We start from the raw sequence: 16,158 nt of genomic DNA, 5'->3' as shown, positions 1-16,158 counted from the left end.
CCGAATCGGAATTTCTAAGGCCCTTTAGGACAGGCATCACCTGACAAACGGATATGACAGGCTGCTACCAGCAAAAAGAGTAGTTTCACAGGGAACGGTTATCAACGGTTGACCTAATCGCTATGAAAAATATGAAAAGTCTTTACGTCGAGCCCGGTATTCCACCGCTGTGATCCGCCTGCGGCCTTTCATGCTTGACCATTTATAAGGGCAGGCAGATTACGGGATCGGCGCTAGGACCAGATCAACGACCCGCTCGATCCGGCAAAGATCGTTTCCAGCCGTAAAAGCATTCCTGATCAAATCTGAAGATAAAAATACCCCCTCCCCTACCCCCCACGCGAGAGAGATTTCGCAGTAAACGCTGTCCAGAGTCACAGCAGACGTTCAAATTGCCCCCAAATGGTGCGCCCGGAGAGACTTGAACTCTCACGCCGTAAGGCACTGGAACCTAAATCCAGCGCGTCTGCCAATTCCGCCACGGGCGCGTAGAAAAGCATCGTACACGCCCACCTGGTGAGCCTTGAAACTGTCTGGCGTTGAATACCCCGCGTACAACTTTCGTTTGGCCTTTAACACATGATTGCTAGAATTAAACCCTGTGAGCAAGGCGAGCGAGACGAGGAGCACGGGCGACACAACGGAGGATACGGTCGCAGCCGACGCACCCCAGAAGCGCGAGCGGGTGAAGGTGCGCTGGTGGCACATCCTCCTTCTCATTGCCGCGGCTGTGACCTGCCTCCTCTTGGCCCGCTGGCAGTGGGAGCGCTACCAATCCGGCACCGGCACATTCCAAAACCTGGGGTATGCCCTGCAGTGGCCGTTCTTCGCCGTGTTCTTTATCTTCGCGTACCGCGCGGGGCTGAAGATGGAAAACGAAAAAATCGACGCGGTGAACTCCGGGGAAGCTTTCGAGGACCTCTACGAAGCTGACCTTGCTAGGTACGGGGCCGACGAGACAGCGCCGGTGACCGAGATTGACGAAGATTTCCTCCCGCAGCGCCCGGAGATGGACGTGGATACGTACAACGAGATGCTCGCGCCGCGTCGCGGTTCAGGTAAAGGCCCCGAAACCAGCCACGAAATCTAGAAGCAGGAAGCTACACCCTATGACTACGCCGAATGAGAACCAGCCGACGCAAACGCGTACCGAGGGAGCTGGGAACCCGGGCCCATCGCCCGCGGCACGCATCCACCCTGAGCGTCAGAAGCGGGTGAAGCAGGCGCTGTCGATGTTCTCCGTCGCCGCCTGGGTGACCGGCGTGCTGCTGCTCTTGCTGTGCCTGCGCATGATTTTGGAGTACGGCTTCGACATGGATGTCTCCGCGCTCGCCTGGGTCGCCCGAGTGCACGGGTTGGCCTACATCGCGTTCCTCATGACATCGCTCAACCTCGGGCTGAAAGCTCGCTGGCCCGCGGCGACGTGGTTGGTCACCGCTATCTCGGGTGTCGTGCCGTTCCTCTCCTTCGTCGTGGAAGCGAAGCGCCGCAAGGAAGTCACGCACGCGTTCCAGCTGGCATAACGTACCTCTCACCCGCACTCAGACAAAACACCCCGGCAGGCTGCCCTGCCGGGGTGCACGTGTCATTGGCGGCGGGCAGCCGCACCGGGTGGCTTACTCGCCAGCCTTGGTTAGCACCATCACGCCAACCTTGTCGGCGGCGTCGTTGTCCGGTGTCAGGGTGAGCGAGTCGCCGTTGAGCTGCGCGGTGTACTCCAGATCCTGGCCGGTCAACGGATCCTCCAGCTTGAACTCCTCGTCGTCGCGCAGGCAGTTGCCCTCGTTGGTCTCGCCGTTGGACTCGGTCAGCTCGAAGGAGCAGTCGCCGCCGTCGACAGTCAACGTCGCGGATCCGCCCTGCTGGTCGGCCTGGGTGGCGGTAACGTCGCCGGACCACGTGCCGTCGAAGTCGCCGGATTGGCCGCATCCAGCAAGGGCAAGCGCCGCAGCTGCAAGCGTGGTGGCAAACACAGTGGATTTCTTCTTCGTTGTCATCATGCCCTCCACTGTAACCCTCTCGGGAGCGCGCGCCACCAGCAATCCAGGGGCGACGAATACCGCTACCGCAACGCAGCGATAAACGGCGCGAGCTCCCTAAGTGCCTTGCCGCGGTGCGACAACGCGTTCTTCTCCTCCGGCGACAGCTCCGCGGAGGATTTCCCGGGTGCGTCTGCCGGGGCGAACAACGGGTCGTAGCCGAAGCCGCCTTTGCCGCGCGGCTCGCGTAACAGCTCGCCTTCCCAGCGCCCTTCCGCGGTGAACTCCTGGCCGTCCGGGGTGGCCAGCACGCAACAGGACACGAATGCGGCGGCGCGGTGCTCGATGTCGGCCATCTGGTTGAGCAGCAGGCGGTTGTTCGCCTCATCGTCGCCGTGGGCGCCGCACCAGCGGGCGGAGAGAATTCCCGGCATGCCGTTGAGCGCCTCGACGGTTAGGCCGGAGTCATCTGCCACGCACGGCAAGCCGGTGGCGGCCGCGCCGGCGTGGGCCTTGATCTCGGCGTTTGCCTTGAACGTCAGGCCGGTCTCTGCTGGCTCGGGGTACTCGTCTACGTCGCGAAGCGAAACTAGCTCGACTCCGTCGATGTCCAAGTCCGCGAGCACCTGCTGCAGTTCGCGTAGCTTGCCCGGGTTCCCAGAGGCAACGAGGACTTTTACCATCCCAGGGCCTCCTTCTGCGCCGCGATGAGCTCGTTGCAGCCCTTCTCCGCCACGTCCAGCATCTGGTTGAGCTCGGTGCGGCCGAAGAGGCCGTGCTCACCTGTGCCCTGGATTTCGACGAAGTTGCCGCCTTCCTGCATGACCACGTTCAGGTCTACTTCTGCGCGGGAGTCCTCTTCGTAGGGCAGGTCGAGGCACACGTTTCCGTCGATAAGCCCTGCGCTCACTGCTGCCACCGGCGCGAGCAGCGGCTCCCCCGGCACAACGCCGGCGTCCTTCAGCACGGCGATCGCGTCCGCGAGCGCCACGTACGCGCCGGTGATGGAGGCAGTGCGCGTGCCGCCGTCGGCCTGCAGCACGTCGCAGTCGAGCTGGATCGTGTTCTCCCCGAGCTGGCTCAAGTCCACCGCGGCGCGCAGCGAACGGCCCACCAGGCGAGAGATCTCGTGCGTGCGGCCCTTCACCTTACCCTTCATGGATTCGCGCGGCATGCGCTCATGCGTGGCGGAAGGCAGCATCGCGTACTCCGCGGTGAGCCAGCCCTCGCCCGAATCCTTCTTAAAGCGCGGCACCCCGACTTCGACGGAGGCGGTGCACATCACGCGGGTCTGGCCAAACTCCACGAGCACGCTGCCCGCCGGGTTGGAGGTGAAGCCGCGGGTGATGCGCACCGGGCGCATCTCGTCCAACGCGCGGCCGTCGGCGCGGGAAAAATCTGGTGCAGTCATGCACACCAGCCTAACCGCTACAGCTGGAACACGGCTCCGGTGGTGCCCACCACCACTTCCCCGTCGAACTCTGCGCGGGCCGCCTCCACGGTGGCCTCCACGTCGGTCCACGGCTGGATGTGCACCAAAACCAGCGTGCCCACCCCGGCCTCGCGGGCAATGCGGCCGGCTTCTGCGCCGGAAAGGTGCATCCCCTCGGCCTTGCCCTCGGAACTCGGGCCCCACGCTGCTTCGCAGAGGAAGAGATCGGCGCCCTTGGCAGCGTCGATAAGCGCGGGCGTGAAGGCGGAATCACCGGAGAAGGTAAGCACTTTGCCGGATGGGGCCTCAACGCGCAGTGCCATGGATTCCTGCGCTGGGTGCACCACCGGGAACGGGGTGATGGTCAGCCCGGAAAGCTCCTCCGCTTCCCCTGGTCGCCACGCGGAAAATTCAAACGTGTCTGAAAAGTCGTTGACCTCGTCCGGCCCGTCGGCGCTCATGCGCCCCAGGTGCACCGGTGCGTAGCTCGGGCCGATCAGGCGGTGCTTGCAATTTGCCGGCGAATGCGGGTGGTAGCGGCGCCACACCAAAAGCGACGGGAAATCCGAACAGTGGTCCGCGTGCAGGTGGCTGAAGATCACGTGCGCCGCCGCAGGATCGAAACGCTCCTGCATCGCGGCGAGTGCCCCGGGCCCGAAGTCCATCACGATGTCCGTCTCACCCGGCACCGAAATGACGTAGGAGGAGGCGGGGTTACCGGGCGCGCCCAGGCTTCCCGAACACCCGAGAATGGTCAACTTCATGAAATCACTGTGCCACGAAACGCACGGAATTTCCCACCGGTTTACGCAAAAGCTGCATACCGCAGGCTAGGCGCCCCGCCCAACGGCATGCACCGGCGGGCGGAGGAAACGCCGCGCCAACTGGTCAAACGTCTCCGGGTCGCCGGTGGATTCGAACACGTGCTGCGGGGTGCGACCCGCATCCGCCAACATGTCCGCCTCCGTGAGCTGGCGCAGCACGTCTTTCGAAGTCTCCTCGGCGGAGGAGACCAACGTGACGTCGTCGCCCACCGCCAGCTGGATCACGCCGGAGAGCAGCGGGTAGTGGGTGCAGCCGAGCACGAGAGTATCCACGCCGGCCGCGCGTAACGGCTCCACGTACCCGCGCGCCACCTCCAGCACCTGCTTGCCGGAGGTAATCCCCCGCTCCACGAACGGCACGAACTTCGGGCACGCCACCGCAGTGACCTCAAGGTCGGGTTTAAGCGAAAACAGGTCCTGGTACGCGCCGGAGCCGATGGTGCCCTGGGTACCGATCACACCGACCTTGTTGTTTCGCGTCGTGGCAATCGCGCGGCGCACCGCCGGCTGGATCACCTCCACCACGGGGATGTCGTAGCGCTCGCGTGCGTCGTGCTTGAAGGCGGCCGTGGCGGTGTTGCAGGCGATGACCAGCATTTTGCAGCCGCGCTCCACCAGATCGTCGGCAATGCGCTGCGAATGCGCGCGCACATCGGCGATTGGCTGCGGGCCGTACGGGCCGTTGGCAGTATCGCCGATGTAAATCAGGGACTCGTCCGGCAGCTGGTCCATCACCGCGCGCGCGACCGTTAGGCCGCCCACGCCCGAATCGAACAGGCCGATAGGCGCGTTGTTATCCATCTTTGGCAAGCTAACGCCCCTGCTTCCGCTGGGCCTTCTCCAGCCGCTTGGTTTCCTTTCGCGCGGCGAGCTCCGGCGGGTCGTCCGACGTAATCACCATGCCCGCAACAAAACCGCCGATGGCGCCGAACAGGTGGGCTTGCCAGGACACGCCTGGGGTGCCCGGCAGCACACCCCAGATCAGGCCGGAGTACATGAACCCGAGCACAAGCCCCATCGTGATCTGCTGGCCGGAGCGGTTGAAAAAGCCGCGCACCAGAAGGTAGGTCAGCCAGCCGTACACCAGGCCGGAGGCGCCGATGTGGTTCGTGCCCACCCCGCCGAAGACCCAGGTGCCTAGGCCGCCGATGATCACCACAAACATGGTCACCTCCCAGAACACACGCTTGCCTGAGTACCCGATGAGGTAGGCAAACAGCGCGCCGGGCAGCGAGTTCGAGATGAGGTGCTCGAAGCTGCCGTGCAGAAGCGGCGAGGTGAAGATGTAGAGCAGCCCGTCGAGCTCCAGCGGGTGGATGCCGAAGTATTGCAGCGGGATCGGCGAGAACAGGCTGATGATGTGCACAGCCCAGATGATCACCAGGTACCCGATTGCAAACCGCAGGCCCGTGTTGCGTTGTTGTTTGCGCTTGGACGCGCGGCTGACCTTCTCAGGCGCGCCGGAGCCGGTGTTGACGTAGGGGTTGACGGGTCCGCCGAACGCGGGCTGCTGGGTTTCCGGGTGTGAGAACGGGCGCTGGAACGGTTTGCCGTAGCCCGGCTGGCCGGTCTCGCCGTAGCCCCAGCCCGGGGGCGTGTGGTGGTTGCTATTCATCGAGGCACGAGTTTAGCCCGGCGTGCCAGCTTCGGCGATGTCGCGCCAGGCGGTCACGCCGTGCGCGGTGTGCGCGTGCGTTACGGCGTCCACGATTGCGGCTTGCACGCATTGCGCGGCGGCCTCGCCAAGAGCAGCAAGCTTATCGACGGCTGCGCTGAGCACCCCCACCTCTTCATCCCGCCCGACACTCACGGCAAACAGCGTGTCACCGTCGAGTGGCGAGTGCGCCGGGCGCACGGCCCGCGCGATGCCGTCGTGGCCGGTCATGGCGAGGCGTTTGAGCTGGGCGACCGTCAAGGGCGCGTCGGTGGCAATTACCCCGATGGTGGTGTTCAGCGCCGAATCGGCGTGCCCCGGCGCGCCGCCCGGCATGGGGCGCTGGAGCTGGTTGAACCGCTCTAGGTCCACCGCGGGTTGCGACGAGTCGCCGTAGAGCAGGCCTGTCTCCGGGTCCACCACGTTGCCAACCGGGTTCGCCACCACATACGCGGCAACGTTGTAGCCTGCGGCGCTGACACTGGCGCGGCCGAACCCGCCCTTGAGCACGCCAGCAGTAGCGCCACAGCCAGCGCCGACGTTGCCGGAGGACGCGTTTTCCGCCTCGGCTTGCGCGTACGCGGCCTCCACGGCCGCTGCCCCGTCCTCCTGGTCCGGCCAGTGGCCTGCGTCGCCGACGGCGAGGTCGAAGATCACCGCGGCCGGGACGATGGGCACGCGCGGCCCGTTAGACACCAAGTCGCCGAACACCGGAAATCCGCCGCCGCGCTTCGCGATGGCGCGCATCGCCCCATCCGCAGCCGCCAGCCCGAACGCGGAGCCTCCGCAGAGCATGATGGCGTGGACCTTTTCCACCGTATTGTGCGGCTCCAAAAGATCCGTCTCGCGCGTGCCGGGGCCGCCGCCGCGCACATCCACCGCGGCGCGCATCCCTTCGCTCTCCCCCGCGCACACCGCGGTAACACCGGTATCGCCCAGGTTGGTGTGCCCGACGAGGACGCCGGCGACGTCGATAAGCAACTGCTCTCCCCTAATCCATCCCTTAATCCGTCATTGCCTGCAGCAGCGAATCCTGGCAGCCTGCGAGCCAATCCAGCAGCAGCTGGCGGTTCTGCTGCGCTTCCTCGCCTCCGGAGGTGTCCTCGGAGACATACAGGCGCATGTCGTTGAGCGCGGCGACGAACTTCGGCGCCTCGGACTCCTCGATGCTCACGTCCACCCCGCCGGTGGGGCCGAGCGCCTCGTTGACCACCTGCAGGTTCATCAGCTTTGCCTTGATGATGTCGTTTTCGTGCAGCGAGCGCAACAGCCCGTTATCGCCCTCGAACTCCTCGTCGTCCGCCCGCTCGAAATCCGGCAGCAAGCGCGCGAGCCGCGGATCCTGCGGCGGCTCGGTGTGCCCGGTGGACACCCCCAGCATCTCCGCGAACTCATCCTTCGGCGCGGACTGCGCACGCTGAATGAGCGCCTCCGACACCGTCGCCGTGAGGTCCCCGATCAGCTCCCGCTCAAGCGGCTCGAAGCGGGTGGTGAACTTTGCGCTCGCGCGCATCAGCCCCTTCTTCCTGCGCCATGGTTGCATCCCAGCTCTTCCCCTTACCCCGCCTGCTGCATCGTGGCCCACAGGCCGTGGGTGTGCAGCTTCTTCACGTCGGTTTCCACCTTGTCTTTCTCGCCGGAGGAAACGACGGCTTTGCCCTCGGTGTGCACCTGCATCATCAGCTCGTTGGCGCGCTTGCGGTCGTACCCCAGCACGGTCTGGAACACGTAGGCGACGTAGCTCATCAGGTTCACCGGGTCGTCCCACACGATGCACATCCACGGCAGATTCTCGCTCGTGGTCACCTCAACATCAATCGCCTCGTCCAGCTCCGGCGTGGCCATCGGCGAACCCATCTGCGGGCGGGCGGCGCGGGCCCGGATCGGGGAATCGGCTGTACCAAACATGTGCCCCACCCTACCTTCTCCGGTCAAGGGGTACGCTGGCTCACCATGAACGACACACAGACCCAGGCCCCCTGCCAGGTGGCCGACACCGAGCGCTCCACCGCGTTCCTCACCGATATGTACGAGCTGACAATGCTCGACGCGGCGATTAAGGACGGCACCGCCGACCGCGAATGCGTCTTCGAGGTCTTTGGCCGCCGCTTGCCTAACGAGCGCCGCTACGGCGTTGTGGCTGGCACCAGGCGCGTCCTCGACGCGATTACGAAGTTCCGCTTCACCGAAGACCAGCTCAAGGTGGCTGACTTTTTATCGGACGAGGCACGCGAGTACCTGTGCAACTTCAAGTTCTCCGGCCAGATCGACGGCTACCGCGAAGGCGAGCTGTATTTCCCCTACTCCCCCATCATGACGGTGCGCGGCACGTTTGCCGAGTGCGTCATCTTGGAGACGGTGCTTTTGTCCATCCTGAACGCCGATTCCGCCGTGGCGTCTGCCGCCTCGCGCATGGTTTCCGCCGCCGATGGCCGGCCGATTATGGAGATGGGTTCCCGCCGCGCCAACGAGCAGGCTGCTGTGTCCGCCGCCCGCGCCGCCTACATCGCGGGCTTTACCTCCACCTCCAACATGGAGGCGTCGCTGCGCTACGGCATCCCGGCAGCCGGCACCGCGGCGCACTCCTGGACGCTTTTGCACGTCGGCGAGGACGGCGTGCCGGATGAGAAGGCCGCGTTCCGGGCGCAGATCGATTCCCTTGGCGTGGACACCACGCTGCTGGTGGACACCTTCGACATCACCAAGGGCGTCGAGCACGCGCTCGAGGTCGCGGGCACCGAGCTGGGCGGAGTGCGCATCGACTCGGGCGATTTGGGCATCGTGTCGCGCCGCGTGCGCCAGCAGCTTGACGACGCGGGCGCGTTCAACACCAAGATCATCGTCTCCTCCGATCTGGATGAGTTCGCCATCGCCGGCCTGCGCGGCGACCCGGTGGACGGCTTCGGCGTGGGCACCTCCGTGGTCACCGGTTCCGGCGCCCCCACCGCGGGTTTGGTGTACAAGCTGGTTGAGGTGGAGGGCACCCCGGTGGCGAAGCGTTCCTCCGGCAAAATCACCCACGGCGGCGGCAAGGCCGCGATGCGCACCTACCGCTCCTCCGGCGTGGCGGTCTCCGAGATCGTGCACCCGCTCGGCCAGGACGTTCCGCGCAAGCCGCACCTTGAGTACCGCGAGCTTACGGTGCCGCTGATCCGCGACGGCGAGATCGTCTCCGACCTGCCAGGCATCGAGGAGGTCCGCGCCACGCACGCCCAGGCCCGCGAGACCCTGCCGTGGGAGGGCCTGTCGCTTGCCCGCGGCGAGGTGGCCATCCCGACGCACTTCATCGGCTTCCCCGAGCCGACCGAGTAACTGGCGGCGTAGGGGTTCGGCGTAGGGGTTTCCGTCGCGCGTCGGCGCCCTCACTAGACTTGCCCGGTATGAGCGACTCCGGCACAAGCGACTCTGGGACTAGTGGCGACGCAACGAAGCGCGACAACGAGCGTGCGCCACGCGACGAACTGCTGAGCCACGCCACCGGCGACCTGCTGGCAGCCGCGGTTGAGGCGCTCGGCGGCGCGGAGCGCCCGGGCCAGGTGAAGATGGCGAATGCGGTTACCAAAGCACTGGATTCGGAGCGTCACCTCGCGGTCCAGGCCGGAACAGGCACGGGCAAGTCGCTCGCCTACCTCGTCCCGGCAATCCGCCACGCGCAACTCAACGACACCACGGTGGTGGTTTCCACCGCCACGATCGCGCTGCAGCGCCAGCTCGTCGAGCGCGACCTGCCGCGTCTCGCCGACGCGTTGGAGCCACTGTTGCCGCAGCGCCCCACGTTCGCCATTCAAAAGGGCCGCAACAACTACGTGTGCTTGCACAAGTTGCTTATCGACGCTGAAGTGCCCGACGCCCTCATCGAAGAAGACGACATCTCCTGGCTGGGCCGCCAAGTCAAGCGCGTCAACGAGTGGGCCCAGGAAACCGAAACCGGCGACCGGGACGACTTAGTCCCCGGCGTGAGCGACCAGGCGTGGGCACAGGTATCGGTGTCCTCGCGTGAGTGCCTGGGAGCGACGCGCTGCCCGCACGGCGAGGACTGCTTCGCCGAGCTTGCGCGCGAGAAGACGAAGGACGTCGACATCGTGGTGACCAACCACGCGCTGCTGGCCATCGACGCGCTTTCGGAAGTAGACGTGCTCCCCGCCCACGACGCCGTGATTATCGACGAGGCCCACGAACTTGACGGCCGGGTGACCTCAGTGGCCACAAACGGCATTTCCAAGCGCTCGCTTTCCATGGCCGCGAAACGGGCGGAGAAACTCGGCGCGAAGAAAGAAACGCTCGAGGACGTTATCGACGATTTCACCGTCGCGCTGGAGCTCGAGCCACCCGGCCGTTGGGAGACAATCTCAGAGCCCGCACGCGGTGCCTTCGTCGCCCTGCGCGACGCGTTGTGGAAGACACGCGCGACCATCTCGGACGCGCCGGAAGGCGAAGCCGATAATGACCCGGAGCGCTTCGCCGAGCGCACGAACCTGAGGAACCACCTGGAGGACCTCCACGACGCGGTGGTGCGCATCCTCACCGTCTTCGACGAGGGCGACCCGGCGAAGCACACCGACGTCGTCTGGCTCGACCGGCACGACCGCTGGGGCGATTCCGTGGCGGTCGCTCCGCTTTCGGTCGCAGGCCTCTTACATGACCAGCTGTTCGGCGACTCCACGGTGGTGCTTACCTCCGCAACCTTGGCACTGGGCGGCAACTTCAACGCGATGGCCGCGAACTGGGGCCTTCCCGAGGGCAGCTGGGACGGACTCGATGCCGGCACACCCTTCGACCCCCGCAAAGCCGGCATCCTCTATTGCGCGCGCCATTTGCCCACACCTGGCCGCGACGGTCTCGCCGCCGAAACCCTCGACGAGATCGCCGAGCTCATCACCGCCGCCGGCGGGCGCACCCTGGGGTTGTTTTCCTCCAAACGCGCCGCCACGCAGGCCGCAGAGGCGATGCGAGAGCGCCTCCCCTTCGACATCCTGCTCCAGGGCGAGGACTCCACCGGTGTGCTCGTCGACGAGTTCTCAAAGAACGAGAACTCCTGCCTGTTTGGCACCCTCACCCTGTGGCAGGGCGTGGACGTGCCGGGCAGCGCCTGCTCCCTGGTTTTGATCGACCGCATCCCCTTCCCCCGCCCTGACGACCCCCTGATGCAGGCCCGCGCCAACGCCGCAGACGCCGCCGGCCGATCCGGATTCATGGAAGTCTCCGCCAACCACGCGGCCCTGCTGATGGCCCAGGGCGCGGGCCGGCTGCTGCGCTCCACCACCGACCGCGGCGTGGTCGCAGTACTGGATAACCGCCTTTCCACGAAACGCTACGGCACTTATCTTCGACGCAGCTTGCCCCCGTTCTGGGAAACCACGGACCCCGCAGTCGTCCGCGGCGCGTTGAAGCGTCTCGTGGCTAAGGGATAGCCACTACGGTGATGGACCCCGGCGCCACTTCCGTAAACCCGGAGTCCTGCACCGGCACGGAATCTTCATGGCGAATTGCGGCCCCGAACGCCTCTCCGCCCACCTCGCGCACGTTCAGCCTGAATCCGTCCATTGCCCACTGCTCGACCCAATCGGGTTCCATCGCAGCAGCAAGCAGCATCGACGCGTGTCCCACCTGCGCGGCCGCCTTCCCTAGCGTCATACCCAGCCGCACATCGACGTAGATTGTAGGTGCTTCCTCATCGATCGGGAGCACCTCTCCGGCCTCCAGGTCGGTCCCCTTGATCTGCAGCTTCGCAATTTCGTGTGGCACATCATCTACCGGGGAAGGCACGAACGCGCGCACGCTCTCCACGGTGACTCCGGGGAGTGCCTGCACGTCGTCCCACGCCTTGTTCCGGGCCCTGCGCGCCACCTTACGGATGCGATGCGAGTACCACGCCTCCAACCGATCCCTCCAGAAGCCTTCTTGCCCCGCCCGCTCGTCGAGGCAGACGGCCACTGCGGCCCGGGCGGCGTCGTTAAGCACCTTGTTCCGGCTCGGCGGATCTTGCTTGGGCAGGTTGATGGCCAACTGCATGGCCTGGACGGTCGACGGATCACCAGGGTTCTCGGTATGCCCGCGGTACTCGCCTCCGACGCGGTGTTGCAGCAAGGCGTGCGCGCGCTGGATGTCATTCACTCGGGCCACGCTACTCCGCGTTGCACGAATCGTGGATTCGGGCCCAAAACTGGCCCGAAAACGGCAAAAATCCCGATTTCTGCAACGGCCGGAATACGGTCGCTTGCCCGGGCATAACAAAACCCCCGCCGGGGCGGGGGTTTGTGTCAGGAGGTTAAAGCGACGCTACTTCGCGGAAGTGGTTGCCATGCCCTCGGACGCGGACAGCTCGTGCGTGGCGCCGGTGGCCGGGCCCGAATCGTTGTGTCCGGTGTGCGCCTCGCGGCGCAGGGTCTCCACCATGTGCGGGTAGTGCAGCTCGAACGCCGGGCGCTCGGAGCGGATACGCGGCAGGGAGGTGAAGTTGTGGCGCGGCGGCGGGCAGGAGGTTGCCCACTCGAGCGAGTTGCCGTAGCCCCACGGATCGTCCACAGTGACGATCTCGCCGTAGCGCCAGGACTTGAACACGTTCCAGATGAACGGCAGGAAGCCGATACCCAGGATGAACGCGCCAACCGTGGAGATCTGGTTCAGCAGCGTGAAGCCGTCGGTGTCCAGGTAGTCGGCGTAGCGGCGCGGCATGCCCATGTTGCCCAGCCAGTGCTGGACCAGGAAGGTCATGTTGAAGCCGATCACCACAAGCCAGAAGTGGATCTTGCCCAGCTTCTCGTCCAGCATGCGGCCGGTCATCTTCGGGAACCAGAAGTACACACCTGCGGTGGAGGCGAACACCACGGTACCGAACAGGGTGTAGTGGAAGTGCGCGACCACGAAGTAGGAGTCGTGCAGGTGGAAGTCCAGCGGCGGGGACGCCAGCATGATGCCGGTCAGACCACCGAAGAGGAAGGTGAACAGGAAGCCCACGGCCCAAAGCATCGGGGTCTCGAACGTGAGGTGGCCGTTCCACATCGTGCCCAGCCAGTTGAAGAACTTCACACCGGTCGGCACCGAAATCAGGAAGGTCATGAAGGAGAAGAACGGCAGCAGGATCGCACCGGTGGCGAACATGTGGTGTGCCCACACAGCCATGGACAGGCCCGCAATAGCCAGGGTTGCGAAGACCAGGCCAATGTAGCCGAAGACCGGCTTACGGGAGAACACCGGGACGATCTCAGAGATCACGCCGAAGAACGGCAGTGCGAGGACGTACACCTCGGGGTGGCCGAAGAACCAGAACAGGTGCTGCCACAAGATGGCGCCGCCGTTCGCGGAATCGTAGATGTGGCCGCCGATGAGGCGGTCGTAGAGGACACCCATAGCAGCTGCGGTCAGCAGCGGGAAGATCATCAGAACGATGATCGAGGTGACGAAGACCGTCCAGGTGAACACCGGCATGCGGAACATCGTCATACCCGGAGCGCGCATCGTGAGCACGGTGGTGATCATGTTGACCGCGGAAGCGATGGTGCCCACACCGGTAGCGCCCACACCGACAACCCAGAGGTTGGCGGAGACGGACGGGGTGTGAACCGCATCAGCCAGCGGCATGTACATGGTCCAACCGAAGTCGGCCGCGCCGCCCGGGGTGAGGAAGCCGGCGAGCATCGCGACGACACCCACGGTGGTCACCCAGAAACCGAACGCGTTCAGACGCGGGAAAGCCACGTCCGGCGCGCCGATCTGCAGCGGCAGCACGTAGTTGGCGAAGCCCCAGACAATCGGCGTACCGAACGCCAGGAGCATCACCGTGCCGTGCATGGTGAACAGCTGGTTGAACTGCTCGTTGGACAGGAACTGCAGGCCCGGGCTGAACAGCTCAGCGCGGATGAGCAGCGCCATCAGGCCGGCCACAAAGAACCAGATGAAGGACATGATGATGTACATGATGCCCAGTTCTTTGTGGTCGGTCGTGGTGATTTGCTTGTAAATCTTGGAGCCTTTACGGGCGTTGCCCGTCGGCTCCGGGCGGGTCGGCGGGACGTAATTGTCCAGCCTAGGTGCCACAGCGGTCATACGATCCTCCTGACTAAAGCGACTGTGCCACCGGCGCGAAAGCGCACTGAGAGCCCAGTTGCCACGAGTGATACCGGATAATCATAACTATCGGTTCATTAAATAGCCAGCTTTTGCAGCTCGACTACAGGTACGAGATTAAGCCCCCTGCACACGGTCCGCGCAATACTCCCCCCGAGCGGGGTCGAACCCCCAATTTGGTGATATTTTCCGCCCTCCGAACAGCAGAACGCCGAATCCGGCACGCCGAGTTCACGCGTTTTGGGCGGTGAAATCGGCGGACCGGACTCGGCGTACTAGGCTCGACGTCCTCAGTGGCGTCCGGAGTTGGTGCTAGAAGTCCCAGTCGTCGTCCTGGGTGTCCTCCGCACGACCAATGACGTAGGAGGAACCGGAGCCGGAGAAGAAGTCGTGGTTCTCATCCGCGTTCGGCGACAGGGACGCCAGGATCGCCGGCGACACCTTCGTCTCGTCAGCGGGGAACAGGCCCTCGTAGCCCAGATTGTTTAGCGCCTTATTCGCGTTATAACGCAGGAAGCGCTTCACGTCCTCGGTCCAGCCGAGCGCGTCGTAGATGTCCTCGGTGTACTGGTTCTCGTTTTCGTACAGGTCGTACAGCAGGTCGAAGGCGTAATCCTTCAGTTCCTCGCGGCGCTCCGGCGTTTCGTCGCGCAGTGCCACCTGGTACTTGTAGCCGATGTAGTAGCCGTGCACCGCCTCGTCGCGGATAATCAGACGGATGATGTCGGCAGTGTTGGTCAGCTTCGAGTGCACCGACCAGTTCAACGGAAGATAGAAGCCGGAGTAGAAGAGGAAAGACTCCAGCATCACGGAGGCGATCTTCTTCTTCAGCGGGTCTTCGCCCTCGTAGTAGCTGAGAATGATCTTTGCCTTGCGCTGCAGGTACTCGTTCTCCTCCGACCAACGGAAGGCGTCGTTGATAGCCGGGGTGTCCGCCAGCGTCATGAAGATGTTGGAGTAGCTCTTCGCATGCACCGACTCCATGAACGCAATGTTGGTCAGCACGGCCTCTTCGTGGAGGGTGCGCGCGTCCGGCAGAAGCGAGACCGCACCGACGGTGCCCTGGATGGTGTCCAGCAGCGTCAGGCCGGTGAACACTCGCATGGTCGCCGTCCGCTCGTCGTCGTTAAGCGTGTTCCAGCTCTGGATGTCGTTGGACACGGGGATCTTTTCCGGCAGCCAGAAGTTGCCGGTCAAGCGCTCCCACACCTCGAGGTCCTTATCGTCGGGGATCTCGTTCCAGTTAATCGCTTTCACCGGCCGAGTGTGGGCCTCAACGTAGCGCTCGTAATCCTCATTCATGGCGACCATCCTACTTCCCACGTCAAGCCCCCGCCCGCGCAGCCGAGTAACCGCCAAATTTCCCCAAAAGGACACACCAAAGTTGTTACGCACCAAAATTGATCGACTAATATATACGCGCATTCAAGTTTTATCGGTCGTTTATAACTGAGGTGAGATTCGTGGCCGCGAGCCGGGAGAAATCGTCCCAAACGCTGCTGTCGTCCGTCCTGGACACGCTTGGAATGGAGATTGTCTCCGGCGCGCAACCCGTCGGTTACACCTTCACCCTGCACGACATTTCTGAGCGCTTCAGCATCTCCCGCACCGTGGCGCGCGAAGCTATGCGCGCGCTCGAGCAGCTCGGCCTGGTCTCCTCATCGCGCCGCGTCGGACTGAAGGTACTGCCGCTGAGCGAGTGGGACGTCTTCGATCACTCCGTAATCTCCTGGCGGTTGCACAGCGAGAACCAGCGCGAGGCGCAAATCGCATCACTGCGCGAGCTTCGCGACGCGATCGAGCCAGCCGCCGCCCGCCTCGCCGCCGCCAACGCCACCCCGGATCAAGCGACGCAGCTCAAGGAACTTGCCGAAACAATCGTACAACTTGCCGACGAAGGAGCGGGCTACACCGAGCCGTTCCTCGAGGCGGACACCACCTTCCACGCACTCATCCTGCAGGCATCCCGCAACGAGATGTTCAGCCGCCTGGCCGCGCCAATCATCGACATGATGCATGGGCGCACCACCTACGGCATGCTGCCGGAAAAGATGTCCATGGAAACCATGCGCCTGCACATCAACCTCGCGGAAGCCATCGCCCAAGGCGACGGCCGCACCGCCGAGGAGACGTCGCGAAGCCTACTCACCGGCGTCAACGACTTCGTGGAGATGTAGGCCCGCACTCAAGCCGGGCCACTCA

At 64.4% G+C, this 16,158-nt stretch carries 17 protein-coding genes and 1 tRNA gene; 5 read left to right on the top strand and 13 right to left on the bottom strand.

From position 1 onward, the window contains the following. Positions 1-403 precede the first annotated feature (403 nt). Positions 404-488: transfer RNA gene (locus HWX32_RS02215), tRNA-Leu, on the bottom strand. A gap of 113 nt (positions 489-601) precedes the next feature. On the opposite strand from HWX32_RS02215, the gene HWX32_RS02210 reads away from it, so the two are divergent. Both HWX32_RS02210 and HWX32_RS02205 read left to right on the top strand, forming a co-directional pair. Continuing rightward, positions 602-1,090, top strand: coding sequence for a hypothetical protein (locus tag HWX32_RS02210; protein ID WP_254868225.1), 489 nt, complete (start codon positions 602-604; stop codon positions 1,088-1,090). Between the two features lie 142 nt (positions 1,091-1,232). Next, entirely contained in the window at positions 1,233-1,523 is a 291-nt protein-coding gene (locus HWX32_RS02205; protein WP_254868292.1) for a DUF3817 domain-containing protein, read from the top strand. 93 nt (positions 1,524-1,616) lie between these two features. On the opposite strand, the gene HWX32_RS02200 is transcribed toward HWX32_RS02205, so the two are convergent. The 9 genes from HWX32_RS02200 to clpS form a co-directional block, all read right to left on the bottom strand. Further along, on the bottom strand, positions 1,617-2,000 hold the full coding sequence (locus HWX32_RS02200) for a hypothetical protein (protein WP_254868224.1): 384 nt from the start codon (positions 1,998-2,000) through the stop codon (positions 1,617-1,619). 62 nt (positions 2,001-2,062) lie between these two features. Beyond that, positions 2,063-2,662: an RdgB/HAM1 family non-canonical purine NTP pyrophosphatase gene (gene rdgB, locus HWX32_RS02195; RefSeq protein WP_175934556.1), complete on the bottom strand. Its 600-nt coding sequence runs from the start codon at positions 2,660-2,662 to the stop codon at positions 2,063-2,065. Then, entirely contained in the window at positions 2,656-3,390 is a 735-nt protein-coding gene (gene rph, locus HWX32_RS02190) for a ribonuclease PH (protein ID WP_175934555.1), read from the bottom strand. Before rph ends, rdgB begins: the two co-directional genes overlap by 7 nt. A gap of 17 nt (positions 3,391-3,407) precedes the next feature. Continuing rightward, positions 3,408-4,175: an MBL fold metallo-hydrolase gene (locus HWX32_RS02185; RefSeq protein WP_175934554.1), complete on the bottom strand. Its 768-nt coding sequence runs from the start codon at positions 4,173-4,175 to the stop codon at positions 3,408-3,410. Positions 4,176-4,241: 66 nt separating this feature from the next. Next, on the bottom strand, positions 4,242-5,036 hold the full coding sequence (murI, locus tag HWX32_RS02180) for a glutamate racemase (protein ID WP_175934553.1): 795 nt from the start codon (positions 5,034-5,036) through the stop codon (positions 4,242-4,244). 10 nt (positions 5,037-5,046) lie between these two features. After that, positions 5,047-5,850 (bottom strand): rhomboid family intramembrane serine protease, encoded by an 804-nt coding sequence (locus HWX32_RS02175; protein ID WP_082259714.1) that lies wholly within the window; start codon positions 5,848-5,850, stop codon positions 5,047-5,049. Between the two features lie 12 nt (positions 5,851-5,862). Beyond that, on the bottom strand, positions 5,863-6,870 hold the full coding sequence (locus tag HWX32_RS02170; protein WP_175934552.1) for a P1 family peptidase: 1,008 nt from the start codon (positions 6,868-6,870) through the stop codon (positions 5,863-5,865). 22 nt (positions 6,871-6,892) lie between these two features. Then, on the bottom strand, positions 6,893-7,432 hold the full coding sequence (locus HWX32_RS02165; RefSeq protein WP_175934551.1) for a DUF2017 domain-containing protein: 540 nt from the start codon (positions 7,430-7,432) through the stop codon (positions 6,893-6,895). A 14-nt stretch (positions 7,433-7,446) separates the two neighbouring features. Continuing rightward, complete coding sequence (gene clpS / locus HWX32_RS11135) at positions 7,447-7,746, bottom strand: ATP-dependent Clp protease adapter ClpS (RefSeq protein WP_075466376.1); 300 nt, start codon at positions 7,744-7,746, stop codon at positions 7,447-7,449. A gap of 96 nt (positions 7,747-7,842) precedes the next feature. Between clpS and HWX32_RS02160 the strand changes: the two genes are divergently transcribed. Together HWX32_RS02160 and HWX32_RS02155 are read left to right on the top strand one after the other, a co-directional pair. Continuing rightward, entirely contained in the window at positions 7,843-9,201 is a 1,359-nt protein-coding gene (locus HWX32_RS02160) for a nicotinate phosphoribosyltransferase (RefSeq protein WP_217702881.1), read from the top strand. Positions 9,202-9,269: 68 nt separating this feature from the next. Beyond that, the gene (locus HWX32_RS02155) at positions 9,270-11,300 is read left to right on the top strand and encodes an ATP-dependent DNA helicase (protein WP_175934549.1); all 2,031 of its coding nucleotides are present in this window, start codon (positions 9,270-9,272) and stop codon (positions 11,298-11,300) included. Here HWX32_RS02155 and HWX32_RS02150 read toward each other — a convergent pair. The 3 genes from HWX32_RS02150 to nrdF form a co-directional block, all read right to left on the bottom strand. Then, entirely contained in the window at positions 11,290-12,003 is a 714-nt protein-coding gene (locus HWX32_RS02150) for an aminoacyl-tRNA hydrolase (protein ID WP_254868223.1), read from the bottom strand. The two genes, HWX32_RS02155 and HWX32_RS02150, sit on opposite strands and share 11 nt — an antisense overlap. Positions 12,004-12,168: 165 nt before the next feature. Next, on the bottom strand, positions 12,169-13,935 hold the full coding sequence (gene ctaD, locus HWX32_RS02145; RefSeq protein ID WP_175934548.1) for a cytochrome c oxidase subunit I: 1,767 nt from the start codon (positions 13,933-13,935) through the stop codon (positions 12,169-12,171). Between the two features lie 333 nt (positions 13,936-14,268). Next, entirely contained in the window at positions 14,269-15,267 is a 999-nt protein-coding gene (nrdF, locus tag HWX32_RS02140) for a class 1b ribonucleoside-diphosphate reductase subunit beta (protein WP_175934547.1), read from the bottom strand. Positions 15,268-15,419: 152 nt separating this feature from the next. On the opposite strand from nrdF, the gene HWX32_RS02135 reads away from it, so the two are divergent. After that, positions 15,420-16,133: a FadR/GntR family transcriptional regulator gene (locus HWX32_RS02135; protein ID WP_175934546.1), complete on the top strand. Its 714-nt coding sequence runs from the start codon at positions 15,420-15,422 to the stop codon at positions 16,131-16,133. Positions 16,134-16,158: the final 25 nt, after the last annotated feature.

The organism is Corynebacterium sp. Marseille-P4321, from assembly GCF_903645305.1.
Lineage (GTDB): Bacteria > Actinomycetota > Actinomycetes > Mycobacteriales > Mycobacteriaceae > Corynebacterium.
Note: the sequence above shows the minus strand (reverse complement) of the source record. Positions and strands in the feature narration are given on the sequence as shown.

Coding starts and splice junctions, on each gene's coding strand:
- HWX32_RS02205 (WP_254868292.1), top strand. CDS start 1,233: ATGTTCTCCGTCGCCGCCTGGGTGACCGGCGTGCTGCTGCTCTTGCTG.
- HWX32_RS02200 (WP_254868224.1), bottom strand. CDS start 2,000: ATGATGACAACGAAGAAGAAATCCACTGTGTTTGCCACCACGCTTGCA.
- rdgB (WP_175934556.1), bottom strand. CDS start 2,662: ATGGTAAAAGTCCTCGTTGCCTCTGGGAACCCGGGCAAGCTACGCGAA.
- rph (WP_175934555.1), bottom strand. CDS start 3,390: ATGACTGCACCAGATTTTTCCCGCGCCGACGGCCGCGCGTTGGACGAG.
- HWX32_RS02185 (WP_175934554.1), bottom strand. CDS start 4,175: ATGAAGTTGACCATTCTCGGGTGTTCGGGAAGCCTGGGCGCGCCCGGT.
- murI (WP_175934553.1), bottom strand. CDS start 5,036: ATGGATAACAACGCGCCTATCGGCCTGTTCGATTCGGGCGTGGGCGGC.
- HWX32_RS02175 (WP_082259714.1), bottom strand. CDS start 5,850: ATGAATAGCAACCACCACACGCCCCCGGGCTGGGGCTACGGCGAGACC.
- HWX32_RS02165 (WP_175934551.1), bottom strand. CDS start 7,432: ATGCAACCATGGCGCAGGAAGAAGGGGCTGATGCGCGCGAGCGCAAAG.
- clpS (WP_075466376.1), bottom strand. CDS start 7,746: ATGGGTTCGCCGATGGCCACGCCGGAGCTGGACGAGGCGATTGATGTT.
- HWX32_RS02160 (WP_217702881.1), top strand. CDS start 7,843: ATGAACGACACACAGACCCAGGCCCCCTGCCAGGTGGCCGACACCGAG.
- HWX32_RS02155 (WP_175934549.1), top strand. CDS start 9,270: ATGAGCGACTCCGGCACAAGCGACTCTGGGACTAGTGGCGACGCAACG.
- ctaD (WP_175934548.1), bottom strand. CDS start 13,935: ATGACCGCTGTGGCACCTAGGCTGGACAATTACGTCCCGCCGACCCGC.
- nrdF (WP_175934547.1), bottom strand. CDS start 15,267: ATGGTCGCCATGAATGAGGATTACGAGCGCTACGTTGAGGCCCACACT.